This window comes from Phenylobacterium sp. LH3H17 (assembly GCF_024298925.1).
Lineage (GTDB): Bacteria > Pseudomonadota > Alphaproteobacteria > Caulobacterales > Caulobacteraceae > Phenylobacterium.
The window spans coordinates 2,632,011-2,648,757 of the sequence record NZ_CP101283.1 but is presented as its reverse complement, the minus strand read 5'-3'; the positions used below and the strand labels follow the sequence as shown (position 1 = coordinate 2,648,757).

16 protein-coding genes and 1 tRNA gene are annotated in these 16,747 nt (G+C 68.8%); 12 read left to right on the top strand and 5 right to left on the bottom strand.

The window, feature by feature from the left end:
* The first annotated feature begins 43 nt into the window (after positions 1 to 43).
* Positions 44 to 391 carry a single-stranded DNA-binding protein gene (locus M9M90_RS13160; RefSeq protein WP_254833678.1) on the top strand — a complete coding sequence of 116 codons (348 nt, stop codon included), beginning with the start codon at positions 44 to 46 and terminating at the stop codon, positions 389 to 391.
* Between the two features lie 27 nt (positions 392 to 418).
* The gene (locus M9M90_RS13155) at positions 419 to 835 is read left to right on the top strand and encodes a single-stranded DNA-binding protein (RefSeq protein ID WP_254833677.1); all 417 of its coding nucleotides are present in this window, start codon (positions 419 to 421) and stop codon (positions 833 to 835) included.
* A gap of 68 nt (positions 836 to 903) precedes the next feature.
* Here M9M90_RS13155 and M9M90_RS13150 read toward each other — a convergent pair whose 3' ends face one another.
* Positions 904 to 1,374 carry a hypothetical protein gene (locus M9M90_RS13150; RefSeq protein WP_254833676.1) on the bottom strand — a complete coding sequence of 157 codons (471 nt, stop codon included), beginning with the start codon at positions 1,372 to 1,374 and terminating at the stop codon, positions 904 to 906.
* Between the two features lie 457 nt (positions 1,375 to 1,831).
* Between M9M90_RS13150 and M9M90_RS13145 the strand changes: the two genes are divergently transcribed.
* Together M9M90_RS13145 and M9M90_RS13140 are read left to right on the top strand one after the other, a co-directional pair.
* Entirely contained in the window at positions 1,832 to 2,764 is a 933-nt protein-coding gene (locus tag M9M90_RS13145) for a DUF2493 domain-containing protein (protein WP_254833675.1), read from the top strand.
* 314 nt (positions 2,765 to 3,078) lie between these two features.
* Entirely contained in the window at positions 3,079 to 4,323 is a 1,245-nt protein-coding gene (locus M9M90_RS13140; RefSeq protein WP_254833674.1) for a DUF3363 domain-containing protein, read from the top strand.
* Positions 4,324 to 4,592: 269 nt separating this feature from the next.
* On the opposite strand, the gene M9M90_RS13135 is transcribed toward M9M90_RS13140, so the two are convergent.
* A tRNA-Val gene (locus tag M9M90_RS13135) sits at positions 4,593 to 4,667 on the bottom strand.
* A 40-nt stretch (positions 4,668 to 4,707) separates the two neighbouring features.
* Entirely contained in the window at positions 4,708 to 5,397 is a 690-nt protein-coding gene (gene gph / locus M9M90_RS13130; protein WP_254833673.1) for a phosphoglycolate phosphatase, read from the bottom strand.
* A gap of 84 nt (positions 5,398 to 5,481) precedes the next feature.
* Between gph and glmU the strand changes: the two genes are divergently transcribed.
* From glmU to M9M90_RS13095, 7 genes are all read left to right on the top strand, one after another.
* The gene (glmU, locus tag M9M90_RS13125) at positions 5,482 to 6,831 is read left to right on the top strand and encodes a bifunctional UDP-N-acetylglucosamine diphosphorylase/glucosamine-1-phosphate N-acetyltransferase GlmU (RefSeq protein ID WP_254833672.1); all 1,350 of its coding nucleotides are present in this window, start codon (positions 5,482 to 5,484) and stop codon (positions 6,829 to 6,831) included.
* Between the two features lie 37 nt (positions 6,832 to 6,868).
* Positions 6,869 to 7,558: a ribose-5-phosphate isomerase RpiA gene (gene rpiA / locus M9M90_RS13120; RefSeq protein ID WP_254833671.1), complete on the top strand. Its 690-nt coding sequence runs from the start codon at positions 6,869 to 6,871 to the stop codon at positions 7,556 to 7,558.
* A 12-nt stretch (positions 7,559 to 7,570) separates the two neighbouring features.
* Complete coding sequence (gor, locus tag M9M90_RS13115; protein WP_254833670.1) at positions 7,571 to 8,953, top strand: glutathione-disulfide reductase; 1,383 nt, start codon at positions 7,571 to 7,573, stop codon at positions 8,951 to 8,953.
* Positions 8,950 to 10,170, top strand: coding sequence for an O-antigen ligase (locus tag M9M90_RS13110; protein ID WP_254833669.1), 1,221 nt, complete (start codon positions 8,950 to 8,952; stop codon positions 10,168 to 10,170). The genes gor and M9M90_RS13110 overlap by 4 nt, the downstream gene beginning before the upstream one ends.
* Before the next feature lie 52 nt (positions 10,171 to 10,222).
* On the top strand, positions 10,223 to 11,602 hold the full coding sequence (locus M9M90_RS13105) for a class II 3-deoxy-7-phosphoheptulonate synthase (protein ID WP_254833668.1): 1,380 nt from the start codon (positions 10,223 to 10,225) through the stop codon (positions 11,600 to 11,602).
* 128 nt (positions 11,603 to 11,730) lie between these two features.
* Positions 11,731 to 13,104, top strand: coding sequence for an MATE family efflux transporter (locus M9M90_RS13100; protein ID WP_371876856.1), 1,374 nt, complete (start codon positions 11,731 to 11,733; stop codon positions 13,102 to 13,104).
* Positions 13,105 to 13,138: 34 nt separating this feature from the next.
* Positions 13,139 to 13,540 (top strand): VanZ family protein, encoded by a 402-nt coding sequence (locus M9M90_RS13095; protein ID WP_254833667.1) that lies wholly within the window; start codon positions 13,139 to 13,141, stop codon positions 13,538 to 13,540.
* 144 nt (positions 13,541 to 13,684) lie between these two features.
* On the opposite strand, the gene M9M90_RS13090 is transcribed toward M9M90_RS13095, so the two are convergent.
* Entirely contained in the window at positions 13,685 to 14,587 is a 903-nt protein-coding gene (locus M9M90_RS13090) for a cobalamin biosynthesis protein CbiG (protein ID WP_254833666.1), read from the bottom strand.
* 88 nt (positions 14,588 to 14,675) lie between these two features.
* Positions 14,676 to 15,677 (bottom strand): NADP-dependent oxidoreductase, encoded by a 1,002-nt coding sequence (locus tag M9M90_RS13085; RefSeq protein WP_254833665.1) that lies wholly within the window; start codon positions 15,675 to 15,677, stop codon positions 14,676 to 14,678.
* A 120-nt stretch (positions 15,678 to 15,797) separates the two neighbouring features.
* Here M9M90_RS13085 and M9M90_RS13080 point away from each other — a divergent pair, with 120 nt between their 5' ends.
* Entirely contained in the window at positions 15,798 to 16,724 is a 927-nt protein-coding gene (locus tag M9M90_RS13080; RefSeq protein ID WP_254833664.1) for a Gfo/Idh/MocA family protein, read from the top strand.
* Positions 16,725 to 16,747 lie beyond the last annotated feature (23 nt).

The following is a 16,747-nucleotide window of genomic DNA, read 5'->3' as shown; positions in this document are numbered from 1 at the left end:
GAGACGGGCTCCCACGGGGTTTCGCGAACAGAAGGAGACTGAGATGCAGAACGTGGTGTTCACCGGCCGCCTGGCGGCCGATCCGATGCTGACCGACGATTTCGGCAAGGCGGTGTTCCGGCTGCTGGAGAACCGGGGTCAGGACGCCGAGGGCAAGGACCGGGTCGTGGGCGTCAATTGCGTGAGCTGGTCGAAGGGCCTCACCGAGAAGGTGATCGGACCGGGCCTGGCTGTCGGCTGCGAGGTGATGGTGGTCGGGGTCTTCGTCGACAACCTCTACGAGGCCCGCGACGGCGGCAAACGCGCCGCCAAGGAGCTGGTGGTCGCCCGGCTCTCCGTCCTCGACTGGGCCTCCGGGCGCGCGGCCGAGGCCGCCGCCCAGGCCGCCTGATCTCACCCATTCTCAAGGAGAAAGACCATGCAGACCGTGACCATCGAAGGCTATCTGGCCGCCGATCCGTCCATCCTCGCCGCCCAGGGCTCGGGCCGGAAACGCGCGAGCTTCCGCGTGCTGGAGACCGCCCGCTTCCGCCGTGCCGACGGCCAGCGGGGCGAGCGCACCACCGGCTTCAACTGCATCTGCTTCAACGAGGCCATCGCCGAAAACTATATCGGCCCTCATGCCCGCAAGGGCAGCCGCGTCGTGGCGCAGGGCCATGTGGAGAACGACACCTGGACCGGGCGTGACGGGACCGTCCATTATGACCTGCGCCTGGTGGTGGAGGCGATGCGGCTCAAGACCCGGCGGGACGAGGAGGCCGCGGAAGCGCCCGGCGGGGACGACGGGCAGGCCACCGGCTTCGGGCCGGACCTCGATGACGAAATCCCGTTCTAGGATCGCGAGATCGCCTTTCAGGCCCCGCCGGGTGACCGGCGGGGTTTTTCATGTGACCGCGCGGCGCATCAGAACTTGCGCGGCGCCGTCTCGTCCGGCGCGGTCTCGCACATGCCCGCAAAGGTGAAGCGAAAGCCGACGATCTCGACTTCGCCGGTGCGACGGTCGATCTGGACCCGGGGCTTGTTGAACGGGTTGAGGGCGTACTGAGCGCGGATCTCGGTGTCCGTCACGGCCACTGACGCCAGGGTCCACCAGCCGTCTCGGCCGCCCGACTTCAGGAGCGGAATCTGCACGCGGGGCGGCTTCACCCGGCCGGACCCGGCTTCGTCGATCTCGAAGCGAAAACGCTCAGGGGATCGCACGTTCCGCGCGCTGTCATAGGTTGCCGTCTTGGGGTAACCGTCCGCGCCGGTCGTATAGCCCGTTGTGCTTTCGTCCTCGACGTAGCGAGCTTCCCCGCGGCAGACGAGGCTGAGCGGGGCGGCAAACACCGCCGTCGGGGCGAGAATCGCGGCCGCCACCAGGATCAAACGCATCGAGAGGCTCCTGTCGAACTGACGCCATGGCTTAGCTTGACGACGCCGGGGCGTCGAGCGCGCGCCATCGGGCGTGCCCCGGCCCTTGGCCGGGTCGGGCTCTAGGCGCCTGCGGCGCCCGGAGCCCCTGCGGGTCTCCGCCCTTCGGGTGACGATCCCTCACGCGGGGCGACCGGCGTGGGCTGAGCCTTCGCTTCGCTACGGGTCTGACGGGCGTGTCCGATCGTTCGCGCGTAGCCGCCGCTGCGCGCCGGACGGAGCGCCCGCCGAGCGGGCGCAACGCCCCCACACAACGACCTCCCATCCTGTCACGTCACCCAGGACGTCAACGGCCTGGCGGCCGTTCCCCTGCGCTGCGCTGACGCTCCGCTCCGGTGACCTCCCGGGGCCCGACGTGGGCAGGAGGGAGGTCGTTGCGCATGGGGCGCATCGGCATCTTCTTTCAGGAGTGTCGAACATGACCTTTTCCCTTCATGCCTTCTCATCCTCGGACACCGCCTTCGACGTACAGGCCGCGGCTCTGGAGGACCCACGTCCGCATCCGACCGAGGAGGCCCTGGTGCAGTTCGGGCGGGCGGTGATGACCGAGCTGCTGGACGTCCTGGGCGACAGCGCCCTGGAGGACGTGCAGGCGATCCTGGCCGAGAGCCTGATCGGCGCCTTCCATTCGGCGGCGGGACGGATCGAGCGGGACGGGGACCGGGCGCGCGATCGCATGCGAAGCCTGGAGCGGGACTTCGACGGGTCGGAGCTGGCCGACAGCGAGCTGCAGGAGGCGACCCTGGCGACCCGGGCCTCGGACGTGGCGCGCCTGGCCGCCGAGCTGATCCGCGACGCGGCGGCCGAGCTCTACACGACGGCCACCGGGGAGGTCTGGACGGCCTGGCGGGGCAGCCGGCGCGGCACGGTGCTGACGGCGGCGCAGCTGGAGGCGCGGCAGGCGCTGAGGTCGATCCAGGCGCGGAGGGTCTCGGAGAACGATCCGGGCGGTCCGGTGGTGGCCTTCCGGGCCGCGCCATTCGCCAATACCGAGGCCGACGCGCACCGGATCTTCGACGCGCTGAACTGGGCGAAGTCGGAGTGGCCGGGCATGGCCCTGGCGACGACCGGGGCCAAGGGCGCGGAGAAGCTGGCCATCCAGTGGGCCCGGCAGAAGGGGGTGACCCTGGTGCTCGCGCGGGCGGACTTCGAGCGCCACGCCAAGGCCGCGCCGTTCCGGGCCAATGACGAGCTGATGGCGCTGGACCCGGTCTGCTGCCTCACCCTGGCCCAGTCGCTGGACGCCGAGCGGGCGGGTGCAAGCCATCCGTTCGGGCCGGCGTTGAACCTCGGCCAGCAGGCGCAGAACAGCGGCGTCCGGCATGTGGCGATCCGCGGCAAGGCGGGCTGAGGTCCGCGCCGATCCAATGTCCGCAGCCCGCTCGACCGTCTCCGGTCGGGCGGGTTTTTTCGTGTTGATGGGCACGGAGCGAATTTGGCGGCCGGTCTGTCGCCGGGATTTGATGGGATTAGAAGCGGCTTGTAGTCGTTTGATTACAATCGTGAAAATCGTGCGATTTCTGGCTTAGGGCAAGATAAAAGGAGGTTCTCGGCGTCGCCGTTTGTCCTACGATATCGGAGCGTTGCGGCGACTACGGCCGGCGAGGGCGACTTGCAGAAAGTCATGCGGGTCGGGTCACGGTCCCTGTCCATGAGGTCGGTCGGATGTTGGTCCGGGAGGTGGTCGAGAGGGGGCTCGAAGCCTACGAGGGAGATGGGGCAGCGGCGGCGCGGGTAAGCCTGCCGCGGTCGGTGAAGGCCGAGGGCGTCGATGTGCGGACGGGCCTGTTCCGGCGTCTGGCGGCGTCGCGGCACTTCGCCCTGGGCGATCGGTCGGGCGTTCTCAGCGCGGCGCAGCGACGTTCAGGCCGCGCCTTCCGGCTGGATGTGCGTCAGCGCGTGGTGGTCAAGGCGCTGGTGTCACGTCACATCGGGGTCGGCGTCGCGCGCGGCGCGGCCCTGGCGCGACATGTCTCATATCTTGGTCGCGGCGGAGCAGGCCTTGAGGGCGCGCGGCCCGGTTATTTCGACCAGTCCGAGGATGTGCTGGATCCGTCTGATCGGACGCGCGACTGGACCGGGGACCGGCATCACTTCCGCTTCATCATCTCGCCGGAGCATGGCGACCGCATTGCCGATCTTCGGGGCTATGTCCGCGAGGCGATGGGCAGTGTGGCGGCGGACCTGGGTGAGCCAGACCTCAATTGGATTGGCACGTGTCACTTCGACACCGACCAACCGCACGCTCACGTGCTGGTCCGGGGACTTCGCATGAACGGCCGCGACCTGGTGATACCCCGCGACTATATCGCCTTCGGATTTCGGGCTCGCGCCCAGGAAGCAGCCCAGGCGCGGCTCGGGGACCTGTCGCGGGCCGACGCTGAACGGCGGGTCTGGCGGGAGACCGAAGCCGACCGGTTCACGGGGCTGGACAGGCGTTTGCTGGCCTCGGCGAGGGCGGATGGCTCGGTGGATGACGGCGTAGGGCTCAGTGAGGCCTGGGCGGCGCTGACCCGTGGTCGACTTCGGCACTTGGAGCGGATCGGGCTCGCGCAGCGCGCGGGCGCTCGCTATCGCCTGCCTCCTGATCTGGAGGCCAGGCTCCGGTCGCTGCAGATGCGCAAGGACGTCATCCGAACTCTAAACCAGCGCCGGCTGGAGGCGGGACATGACATCCGCGAATTCGGGGTCGTTCCTGTGCGAGGTCGGGTCGTCAAGAGTGGAGCGCACGACGAACTAGGAGCCGCGGCGTTCGTCATTGTGCGAGATCGAGATGGGATCGAGCACTATGCGCGGCTGGGGTTTGGCGCCGCTGCGCCTGCAGCGGGCCAGGACGTGCAGTTCGCCCGAAACGGCCGGGGCGTTGCGGCGCTATCAGCGGGCCGCGGGATCGCGGACCGCGGCCTCTGACCTCTCAAGCACGAACCGGGGGGAGTTCGGTCGGGTCCGTCTGAACGACGCAGCGCCGTCCTGGAATCGAATCAGGCGGCGGCATGACCCCACCGACATCCGCAGTTTGCGATCCTGTGCAGCCGATTTGGGGGTGTTCCAGCCTGTAGCGCCGATTTCTGGTGTCGGGGATGCGTCGCTCCGACTGCCCCCCAACTGCCCCCCGTGAAACGCAAAACCGGAAACGGAAAAGGGGTCGGTGGTTAAGTGGTTGAATTTAATAGGAAAAATGGTGGATGCGACAGGGATTGAACCTGTGACCCCCTCGGTGTGAACGAGGTGCTCTCCCGCTGAGCTACGCATCCTCCGGAAGGGATGCGCCTATAGCCCGGTGGCTCGCCCCGTTCAAGCGGTGAGAAGACGAAGGCACGCCGTAGGCAGTTCGTCGAAGTGGCCGATAAGGATGTCCGGGGCCAGTTCCGCCGCCGGGATCTCAGTATAGCCGAAGCTCACCAGGATCAGCGGGACCCGGGCGGCGCGCGCGGCGCCGGCGTCAGTGGCTGCGTCGCCGATCATCACCGCTCGGCCGATCGTTCCGCCGGCGGCCTCTATGGCCGCGGTCAGATGGCCAGCATCGGGCTTCGGGGCGGGAACCGAATCGCCACCCACGACAGCGTCGAACAAGCCGGCGAGCTCGAGCTTTTCTAGGATGCCGACCGAGAGACCGGTCAGCTTGTTGGTGCAGACCGCCAGCCTCGCCCCGGCCGCCTTCATCTGGGTCAGGGCCCGGACCGCGCCGGGGAAGGGCCGGGTCAGGTCGGCGCTGTGCGCGTCATAGTGGGCGATGAAGCGCGCGAAGAGGTCGTCCATGCGCGCGGTGGGCAGCGGATGGCCCTGGGCGGCGAAGCCCCGCTCGATCAGGCGCCGCGCGCCGTGGCCGATGAACGGACGGGCCGCCCCGAGGGGCAGGGGGGCGATCTCCTCCTCCCTCAACAGCACGTTCAGGGTCCCGATCAGGTCCGGGGCCGACTCCACCAGGGTGCCGTCGAGATCGAAGACGAGCGTGGCGCCGTTCAGCGCTGATAGGTCAGCCAAGTCGCGCGCTCCATCGAAACCGCTCGCCGTTTCAGCTAAACGCCGCAAGATTGCAATGTTCCGCCCGACTCGAAGGACCACTCGATGACCGCACGCGCCGCAGTGATCATGGCCGCCGGCCAAGGCACGCGCATGAAATCGCGCCTGCCCAAGGTGCTGCATAAGGTGGGCGGTCGCACCCTTCTGGATCGGGTGATCGACACGGTGCAGGCGGCCGGCTGCGAGAAGATCGTGGTGGTGATCGGCGCCAACAGTCCCGCCGTGCGCGAGCTGGTGGTCCGACGGCTGGGCGAGAACGCCGTGGCCGTGCAGGATCCGCCCCTGGGCACCGGTCACGCCGTCCTGGCGGCCAAGGCGGCCCTGGCCGATTTCGACGGCGATGTCCTGGTGGTCAACGGCGATTGCCCGTTGCTGGAGGCCCAGGACCTCGATCCGCTGTTCAAGCTGCGCGCCGAGGGGACGCCGCTGGCGCTGTTGGGCTTCGAACCCGGCGACGCCCTGCTGTACGGGCGGTTGATCCGCGGGGCGGACGGCCACGTCCTGCGCATCGTGGAAGCCAAGGATTGCACCCCCGAGCAGAAGGCGGTGAAGGCCTGCTATGCCGGGATGCTGGCGGCCGACCGGGCGGTGTTGTTCGGGTGGCTGGACCGCGTGACGAACGATAACGCCAAGGGCGAGTATTACCTGACCCAGATCGTGGCCCTGGCCAATACGGACGAGGCCGTGGTCAGGGCGGCCTTCGCGCCGGAGAGCGCCGTCATGGGCTGCGACACGGCCATGCAGCTCTCACAGGCCGAGGCGATCTTCCAGCAGCGCCGCCGCGCGGACTTCCTGGCCGAGGGGGTGCAGATGTTGGCCCCCGAGAGCGTGCACTTCTCCTGGGACACCCAGATCGCGGCCGGCGCCCAGATCGAGCAGTTCGTGGTCTTCGCCCCTGGCGTGAGCGTCGAGACCGGCGCGGTGATCCGCGCCTTCAGTCATCTGGAGGGGGCCAAGGTGATGGCCGGGGCGCTGATCGGCCCCTATGCCCGCCTGCGGCCCGGCGCCGAGATCGGCGAGGAGGCCCATATCGGCAACTTCGTCGAGGTGAAGAAGGTCAAGGTCGGCGCGGGCGCCAAGGCCAACCATCTGTCCTATCTGGGCGACGGCTCGGTGGGGGCCAAGGCCAATATCGGGGCCGGCACGATCTTCTGTAACTATGACGGCTTCGACAAGTTCGAGACCCATGTGGGGGAGGGCGCCTTCATCGGCTCCAATTCCTCCCTGGTGGCGCCGGTGAAGATCGGGGCCGGGGCCTATACGGGCTCGGGTTCGGTGATCACGCGGGACGTCGCTCCCGACGCTCTCGCCCTGGAGAGGGCCGCGCAGGTCGAGAAGGAAGGTTGGGCGGCGCGCTTCCGGGCGGCCAAGCTCGCCAAGAAGGCCAAAAAATAGCGTCGCGGGGGCGAGGCGCTTCGCCTATGTCAGCGGCATGAGCGCGACGATCGACGATCAGAAGCGGGCCAGCGGCGAGGCCGCCGCGGCCCTGGTGGAAACCGGCATGGTGGTGGGCCTGGGCACGGGCTCGACCGCCGCCTGGTTCGTCAAGGCCGTGGCCGCGCGGGGTCTGGACATCGTCGGCGTGCCGACCTCCGTGGCCACCGCCGAGCTGGCGGCGAGCCTGGGGATCAGGCTGGCCGAGCTGGGTCAGGTGAAATCCATCGACCTCACCGTCGACGGCGCAGACGAGATCGGGCCCGCCCTGTCGCTGATCAAGGGCGGCGGCGCGGCCCTGCTGCGCGAGAAGCTGGTCTGGGAAGCCTCCAAGCGCTGCGTGGTCATCGCCGACGCCGCCAAGCGGGTGAAACTGCTGGGCCAGTTCCCGCTGCCCATCGAGGTGGTAGCTTTCGGCCACGAGACCACAGCCCTGCGGATCTGCGACGCCCTTGCCGAATGCGACCTGGGGGTCGCGCCCCGCTTGCGGTTGAAAGACGGGGCCCCGGTGAAAACCGACGGCGGCAACCTCATCTATGACGCGGCGTGCGGGCGGATCGAGGAGCCCGCCCTGCTGGCCGCCGCGCTGAAGAGCGTGACCGGCGTGGTCGATCATGGCCTGTTCCTCGACCTGGCCGACCTGGCCCTGGTGGGCACGCCCGACGGCGTGGTCACCATCGAACCGTAAGGAGCCCACGAGTTGGCGAAATACGACTACGACCTCTTCGTGATCGGCGCGGGCTCGGGCGGCGTGCGCGCGGCCAGGCTCGCGGCCATGAGCGGCGCCAGGGTCGCCATCGCAGAGGAGCACCGGGTCGGCGGAACCTGCGTGATCCGCGGCTGCGTGCCCAAGAAGTTCATGGTCTACGCCTCGGAGTTCGCTCACAACGCCGGGATCGCCGAGGGCTATGGCTGGTCGGCCAGCGGGGCGACCTTCGACTGGAAGAAGTTCCTCGAGGCCAAGGACCGCGAGATCGCCCGCCTGTCGGGGATCTATGTGACCAATCTCAGCAACGCCGGCGCCGAGGTGGTCCACGCCAAGGCCCGCCTGAAGGACGCTCACACCGTCGAGCTGGAGGGCAAGGGGACCTATACCGCCGAGAAGGTGCTGATCGCCACCGGCGGCCGGCCGTGGAAGCCCACCGATTTCGAGGGCGCCGAGCACATCATCACCTCCGAGGAAGCCTTCCACCTGCCCGAACTGCCCAAGCGGGTCCTGATCGCCGGCGGCGGCTATATCGCCGTGGAGTTCGCCGGGATCTTCAACGGCCTTGGGGTGGACACCACCCTGGTCTATCGCGGCGCCAACATCCTGCGCGGGTTCGACGACAATATCCGCGCCCACGTGGCCGAGGAGATGAAGAAGCGCGGCATCAAGGTGGTCCTCGGCTGCCAGCACGAGCGCATCGAGAAGACCGCCGCCGGCTATGTCAGCCACATGAGTTCGGGATCGGCCATCGAGACCGACCTCGTCATGTTCGCCACCGGCCGCAGGCCATACACCGACGGGCTCGGCCTGGAGAAGGCGGGCGTGAAGCTGAACGAGGCGGGCGCAGTGGCCGTCGACAAGTTCTCCAAGAGCAGCGCCGACAACATCTGGGCGGTCGGCGACGTCACCGACCGGATCAACCTGACCCCGGTGGCGATCCGCGAGGGCGCGGCCTTCGCCCAGACCGAGTTCTACGGTAATCCGACCAGCTTCGACCACGACATGGTGGCTTCGGCGGTGTTCTCGCAGCCGCCGGTGGGATCCGTGGGCCTGTCGGAGGCCGACGCCCGCCACCAGCACGGCAAGCTGGACATCTACCTTTCGAAGTTCCGCACCATGAAGACCACCTTCTACGGCGGCGAGGAGCGCTGCATGATCAAGCTGGTGGTCGATGCGGACAGCCAGAAGATCCTGGGCTGCCACGTGGTCGGGCCCGACGCGCCGGAGATCATCCAGATGGCCGCCATCGCGCTGAAGATGGGCGTGACCAAGGCCCAGTGGGATTCCACCTGCGCGGTCCACCCGACCCTGGCCGAGGAACTGGTCACGATGCGCGAGAAGTACGTGCCCCAGGAGCTCGGCGCGGCCGCATGACCGATAGGGCGGCGAACCCTCAGGAGCGGGTCTCGGCCTGGTCGGGCTGGGTCCTGGCCGGGCTGTTCGTCCTGGTCCCCTTCGCCGCCTGGGGCGGGCCGTTGGCCTTCGCCCCGATCCTCGCCCTGGCGGGCCTGCTGACCCTCAAGGGCCTGCGGATCATCGACGCCGACCGGCCGGCGGCCATCTCGGTGGTGGTGATCCTGGCCTGGTCCCTGGGCTCCATGGCCTGGAGCCCCTACACGCCCAGCGACCTCGAGGGGGCCACGGCTTTCAAGCTGATCGCCCAGGCGGCGCTGTACTGGGCCGTGCTTTGCGCCGCGCGCGACGCGACGCCGGGGACCCGCGAGACCGCCCTCCGCATCCTGGCCTGGAGCGTGGCGGCTCTCGGCCTGCTGATCAGCATCGAGACCGCCACCGGCGCCTGGGTCTATCGCGCCCTGCGCGAGGTGATGGGCGATCCGATCCGGCCGGACCTCGCCGTCAAGAACGTCGCTCAGGCCGGATTTGTCCTGGCCCTGCTGACCCCCGCCGCGGCGCTCGGCGCCATCCGCACGGGGGAGAGCCGCTGGCTGATCCTTCCCATGGCGGCCGGCAGCGTCGGGGTGGGCCTGCTGTTCGCCACCGATGCGCCGCTGGTGGCCCTGGTCGCGGCCCTGGTCTCGGGCCTCGCCGTCCATCGCTGGCCGATCGTGGCGCCCCGGGTGATGGCCGGCATGGCGGCGACCTTCTTCCTGGGCGCCCCGGCCATCGTCTGGTTCGCCCAGAAGATCGGCCTCTATGCCATGATCGAGGCTGCCATGCCGCTCTCCTGGGAGATGCGGATGGGCTATTGGCGGCGCGCCGTGACCTGGATCGGCGACCACCCGATGCGGGGCTGGGGCCTCGACGCCAGCCGGATGTTCTCGCCGGGCATCAAGCTGCACCCACACGACACGGCCCTGCAACTCTGGCTGGAGCTCGGCCTGATCGGCGCCATGGCCGGCGCCGTCTTCTGGGCGAGCATCCTGGCCGGGCTTAGCCAACCCCGGCGCGATCCGGCCCGCGCGGTGGCCGCGGCCACGGCGGCGGCCTATCTCGTCTATTCGGCCTTTTCCTTCGGGGTCTGGCAGGAATGGTTTCTGGCCATCGGCGCCCTGGCGGCCGCGGCCTGCCTGCTCGCGGCGCGGCAGCCCGCGGCGGAAGGCCCATCGACGGCGCGGCCCTTATCGGAGTAGAAGGCGCGGTTTCGTTTGCCCGCAAACCCGCGTGCAGGCGTGGAGTTGAGACATGACCGAACACTGGACGCCCGCTTCGTGGAGAAAAAAACCCGCCAAGCACCTGCCCACCGACTATCCAGATCAGGCGGCCCTGGCGGGCGTCGAGCAGACCCTGCGCGGCATGCCGCCGCTGGTCTTCGCCGGTGAGGCGCGGCGGCTGAAGAGCCTGCTGGGCGACGTCGCCGCGGGCAAGGCCTTCCTGCTGCAGGGCGGCGACTGCGCCGAGAGCTTCAAGGAATTCCACGCCGACAACATCCGCGACACCTTCCGGCTGATCCTGCAGATGGCCGTGGTGCTGACCTTCGCCGGCGGCAAGCCGGTGGTGAAGGTGGGCCGCATGGCCGGTCAGTTCGCCAAGCCGCGCTCGGCGGCCACCGAGACCATCGACGGGGTGGAGCTGCCCTCCTATCGCGGCGACATCATCAACGGCATGGACTTCGACGCCGCCAGCCGCGTGCCCGATCCGCAGCGCCTGCTGCAGGCCTATGGCCAGTCGGCCGCAACGCTCAACCTGCTGCGCGCCTTCGCCGGCGGCGGCTATGCTGACCTCTACAACATCCATCGCTGGACCCTGGGCTTCGTGGCCGACAGCCCGCAGGGCGCCAAATACCGCGAGCTGTCCGAGAAGATCAGCGAGGCCCTGACGTTCATGGCCGCCATCGGGGTCACCCCCGAGAGCCAGCCCGACCTGCACCGCGTGGAATTTTTCACCAGCCACGAGGCCCTGCTGCTGGGCTTCGAGGAGGCCATGACCCGCGTCGATTCCACCTCGGGCGAATGGTACGACACCTCCGCCCACCTGCTCTGGATCGGCGAGCGCACCCGCGACCTGGGCGGGGCGCATGTCGAGTACTTCCGCGGTATCCGCAACCCGATCGGCGTCAAGTGTGGCCCGACCATGGAGCCGGATGACCTGCTGCGCCTGATGGAGACGCTCAATCCCAAGGACGAGCCCGGAAGGCTGACGCTTTACGGCCGCTTCGGGGCCGACAAGATCGCCGCGCGCCTGCCGCGCTTGCTGGACGCCACCAAGCGATCCGGCCGCACGGTGGTCTGGGCCATCGACCCGATGCACGGCAATACGCTCACCGCAAACAACGGGTACAAGACCCGCCCCTTCGACCGCATCCTGTCGGAGGTGAAGAGCTTCGTGGAGATCGCCAAGGCCGAGGGCGTTCATCCCGGCGGCGTGCACCTGGAAATGACTGGCCAGAACGTCACCGAGTGCCTGGGGGGCGCGCGTGCGCTCACCGAGGGCGACCTGGCCGACCGCTACCATACCCACTGCGACCCCCGCCTGAACGGCGAACAGGCCCTAGAACTCGCCTTCCTGGTGGCTGAGAAGCTGAAGGAAGAGCGGATCGAAGCGGCCCTGCGCGCGGCGGTCTGAGCCGCCGAGAGTCTCCTGTGCCTCAGCGGCCACCGGCGCCTTGAAAAAGGGCGCCGGTGGGGAAGCTTCGCTTGCCGCCGCCGCGATGAACCGCCACCTTCCGGGCTTCTTTGAAAACCGGTGCTGAAATGGCCGATCCGGCCCACGCGACCCTTTCCGAAGGGCGCGAACAAGATGTCGTCCGCAGGGAAACGGCCGAGCTGTGGAAGCTCTCCTGGCCCGTCGTGCTGTCGCGCCTGGGCATCATGGTCATGGGCCTGTCGGACGCCATCGTCGTCGGACGTTTCTCGGCGACGGAGCTCGGCTACCACGCCTTGGCCTGGGCCCCGACCAGCGTGGTCGTGACCATGGCCGTGGGTCTGCTGACCGGCGTCCAGGTGATGACCGCCCGGGCGATCGGGGAGGGGCGGCGCGAGCGGACCGGAGCTGTCTTGCGCCGCGGCCTGGCCTACAGCTTCTGGATCGGCGTGGTCTCCATGGCCGTGACCCTGCTGGCGGGGCCGGGATTCCTGCACGTGATCGGGCTGGAGCCGGACCTGGCCGACGGGGCCAGCCGCGCCATGCTGATCTTCGCCCTGTCCCTGCCGGGCTACGCCTTCAGCGTCGCCGCCAGCTTCTGGCTGGAGGGCCTGGGCCGGCCCGGACCGGGGGCGGTGATGATGTGGATCGCCAATGCGGTGAACCTCAGCCTGCTGCTGATCCTGGTCCCGGGTAACTTCGGGCTGCCGGCCCTGGGCGCCGTCGGCGGCGCCTGGGCCACCACCGGGGCGCGGACCTTCTTGGCCATCGCCATGCTGGTCTTCATCCTGATGATGAAGGAGAGCCGGACGCTAGGGGTGTTCGACAAGCCCGAACGCGACCGGGCCGCCGAGCACGAGCAGCGCCGCATCGGCTATGGCGCGGGCGCCTCGAACTTCTTCGAGGTGGCGGCCTTCGCCTCGATGAACATCTTCGCCGGCTGGATGGGCGGGCTGACCGTGGCCGCCTGGGCGGTGGTGCTCAACGTCGCGGCCCTGGTCTTCATGGTGCCGCTGGGCCTCTCCACCGGCACGGCGGTGATGGTCGGCCGCGCCTACGGCGCCCGCGACAAGGCCGGCGTGGTGCGGGGCGGCATGATCGGTTTCGGCATGACCGCGATCTTCGGGGCGGTGATCTCGCTGGTGATCTGGCCCGCCGCCGGGATCATCAGTCAGGCCTACACCTCCGACCCCCGGGTGATCGCCATGGCTTCGACGGCGCTGGTGCTGTCGTGCCTGTTCTTCCTGGTCGACGCCCTGCAGGTGGTGATCGCCCAGGCCCTGCGCGCGCGCGGCGACGTCTGGCTGCCCACCTTCACCCACCTGACCAGCTATGTGTTCCTGATGATGCCGCTGGCCTGGTGGCTGGCCATCCCGATGAAGCTTGGCCTGAACGGCATCGTCTGGGGCGTGGTCGGCGCCTCGTTCCTGTCGGCGGGCCTGCTCAGCGCCCGGTTCTGGCAGCTTAGCCGCCGACCGCTTTGACGAAGGATTCACCGCGGTCTGTCAGGACTGGGCCATGGTCCCGTCCACGCAGAACGCCGCCCGGTTCCTCCTGATCGCCGCCGGCCTGGTTTGCGTCGTCGGCATGGTCGGCCCCTTCCAGGGGGTGGAGAAGGCCTTCGTTCCCGCCGACAAGGCGGCGCACTTCATCGCCTTCTATGGCCTGACCGCCCTGATGATGGCCGCCTTCCGCAAGAACCGCCGGCTGGAGATCGCGCTCTCCGCCGCCCTGCTGGGCGGTTCGATCGAGATTGCGCAGATGGTCGTGGGCCGTGGCGTCAGCCTCAGCGACCTAGCCGCCGATGCAGCGGGCGCCTTCGCGGTCTGGACGCCCATGTGGCTGCAATCCCTGCGCAGCGCGCCCTATGAGGAGCGTCGGGCGCAGGCGGCGAAAGCCGCCGAGGTCGAAGTCGGCTAGCGGGCCGCGGCAAGCCCCCTCCGTCACTCTCCGCTTCGCTCCGAGCGCCACCTCCCCCAAACCGCGCTACGCGCTGGGGGAGGATCTGATCTCTTGTAGATGCTCCCCCACTGGGGGATTTTGATCGGGTTGGCGTGGCGGAACCTAGGCTTCCACGCCCAGGATCCAGCCTTCTTCCCGCTCGGCGTCCAGAACCACGTCGGCCGCGGCGCTCTTGCCCGGCGCGAAGGCCGCGCCCAGCTTGCCCGCCTCGTCCAGCCTGGCGAAGTGCTCGGCGGTGACCCGCACCTGGGCCTGATCCTTGACCTCACCGGGCGCCGGCTGGGCCTTGTAGAGCGAGGGATAGACCTCGGCGACCACCACCTCGACCCCGGCCAGGTCGGTCTCGGTCAATGCCTTGAAACCGGTCTCGAACGGCCAGGCCCGAAGACCCTCGCCACGCGCGAGCTTCATGCGCCGCACCGCCGGAATGCCCAGGATCGCCTGACCGCCCACCGAACCATTGTAGTAGAGCTTCCAGATCGACGAAGCGCCCTTGGCGGCCAGATCGGCATGGCGGAACTCGGGCAGGTCGCCGGCTTCGTGCGCCTTTGTGCGTTTGGGCTGGAGGGTGGTCAGGGCGTCCTTGGGCGGGCAACCCCAGAAGGGGAACGGGCCGCCGGTCAGACGCCGGTTGATCTCCGATCCGACGCCGAAGCGGTTGTTCACATTGTTGGGCTTGTCCGTGACCATCTTGGCCAGCTGGTCCCAAACCGCACGCCAGGGAGCTTCGCCCGGCAGCTTCAGCGCCGTTGACAGGCCACGCGGGAAGCCGAGCGGGAAGTCGAAGCCCACCAGGGCCCGTTCGCCGCGTTTCTTGAGGTCGTCTAGGATCTCGGCCAGTTTTTTCTCGGCCTCGGCCCGGGTCGCTGGATTGTGCGCCTCGAACGCCAGGCGGAACCGCACGTCCCGCTTGAGCACCCCAATCCACACGGAATCCGAGCCCGTGGACGGCTTGGCCGCCGCGCTCCAGTCGACGATCACATAGGCGCTGAAGAGACGGGACACTTGAGAAGCTCCGGGGAAGGATACCCGGGGGCTTGTAGCGGCTCGCTCCCGGCGGGCCAACGCCGGAAGCGGCCGTAGCCAGAGGAAACTAGGCGAGCTTGACCAGCATCTTGCCGAAGTTCTGGCCGGAGAAGAGGGCCAGGAAGGCGTCGGGGGCCTTCTCGATCCCTTCCATGACGGTCTCGCGCCACTTGATCTTGCCCGCCGCATGCCATCCGGCGAGGTCCTTCAGGAAGGCCGGCTGCATGTCGTAGTGGCTGGAGACGATGAAGCCCTCCATGCGGATCTGCTTGCCGACGATCAGGAAGATGTTGGAAGGGCCGGGCGGGGGCGTGGCCTCGTTGTACATCGAGATCATCCCGCACATGGCGAAGCGTGCCTTGAGGTTGGCCGAGTTGAGCGCCGCCACCAGGTGGTCGCCGCCCACATTCTCGAAATAGACGTCGATGCCCTCGGGCGCGGCGCGCTCCAGGGCCGCCACGATGGGTTCGGCCTTGTAGTCGATGGCGACGTCGACCCCGAGTTCGTCGCGCAGGAAGGCGGTCTTCTCCGGTCCGCCGGCCGATCCGATCACCTTGTGGCCCTTGAGCTTGGCGATCTGGCAGACGACCGAGCCGACCGCGCCGGCGGCGGCCGAGACGAACACCACGTCGCCGTCCTTCAGGGCCGCGACCCGCAGCAGGCCCGCATAGGCGGTCATTCCGGGCATGCCGGCGACGCCCAGGAAGGCCTGAACCGGAAGGCCGAAGGTGTCCAGCTTCTGGACCGCGGCTGCGGGAGCGTTGAAGGCCTCGCGCCAGCCGAAGAAGCTCTGCACCAGGTCGCCCGGCTTGAAGGCCGGATCGTTCGAGGCGATGACCTCGCCGGTGGCGCCGCCCTGCATGGCCTCGCCCAGGGCGAAGGGCGGGGTATAGCTCTTGGCGTCGTTCATGCGCCCTCGCATGTAGGGATCGACAGTCATCCAGGTGTTGCGCACCTGGACCTCGCCGGGGCCTGGATCGGGCAGGGTGACCGTGGCCAGTTCGAAGTTGTCGGCGGTCGGCAGGCCGACGGGCCGGCTCTTCAGGCGGATCTCGCGCGAGATGGTCATTGGGGGCGGCTCCTTACACCGTAAGCGGTGTTCAAACGGACGTTTAAGACAAAGCGCCGTGTGGCGTCGACCCACAACGGCGTGTTAGGCGCGCAGCGAGCGGTTTTCGGAGCTGAGTCCATGGCTGAACCCCTGCGAGGCGGCGTTATCGGCGCCGGCGTGTTCGGCGGCCACCATGCCCGCAAGTATGCCGGGGCGCCGGGGGCGGTGCTGTCTGCGGTGCTCGACACCCACCATCCGGACCGGGCCGCGGCGATCGCCGTGCCGCTGGGCGGCCGGGCCTTCTACAAGATGGACGAGTTCCTGGAGGCGGTGGACGTGGTCACCATCGCCTCGCCGGCCAGCGTCCACGCCGAGGGCGCGCTCGCGGCGCTGGCCGCCGGCAAGCCGATCTATGTGGAGAAGCCCCTGGCCATCACCCTGGCCGACGCTGACAAAATCATCGCCGAGGCGGCCAGGCGGAAGCTGGTCATCGCCTGCGGCCACCAGGAGCGGGTGGTGTTCCAGGCCATGGGCCTGTTCGACATTCCCGAGCAGCCGCTGCGGCTGGAGTCGGTGCGTCACGGCACGCCCTCGGAGCGCAGCCTGGATGTCTCGGTGGTGCTGGACCTGATGATCCACGACCTGGACCTGGCGCTCTCGCTGTCGACCGCCCAGCCCATGGCGGTGGAAGGTGAGGGCAAGATGGACTTCTCCGGGGGCTGGGACCGCGCACGCGCCGAGGTCAGCTTCGACGACGGCTTCACGGCGCTCTTCGACTCCTCGCGGATGGAGCTGGAGCGGAAGCGGACCATGAAGCTGGTCTATCCCTCTGGCGAGGTTGAGATCGACTTCGTCACCCGCGCCTTCCGCAACACCACGGGCTATCCGCTCAATCCCGACTATGCCGACACACCGGCCGTGAAGGACACCCTGGCCACCAGCGTCCAGGGCTTCCTGGCCGCCGTGCGCGGAGAGGCGCCGCGCCCGATCGTGACGGCGCAGGAGGCCGCCCGGGCGCTCGATCTGGCGCTGGCCGTCGAACAGGCGTTGGAGGACGCCCGGTAAGGGGACTAGGCTGGCGAAAACCT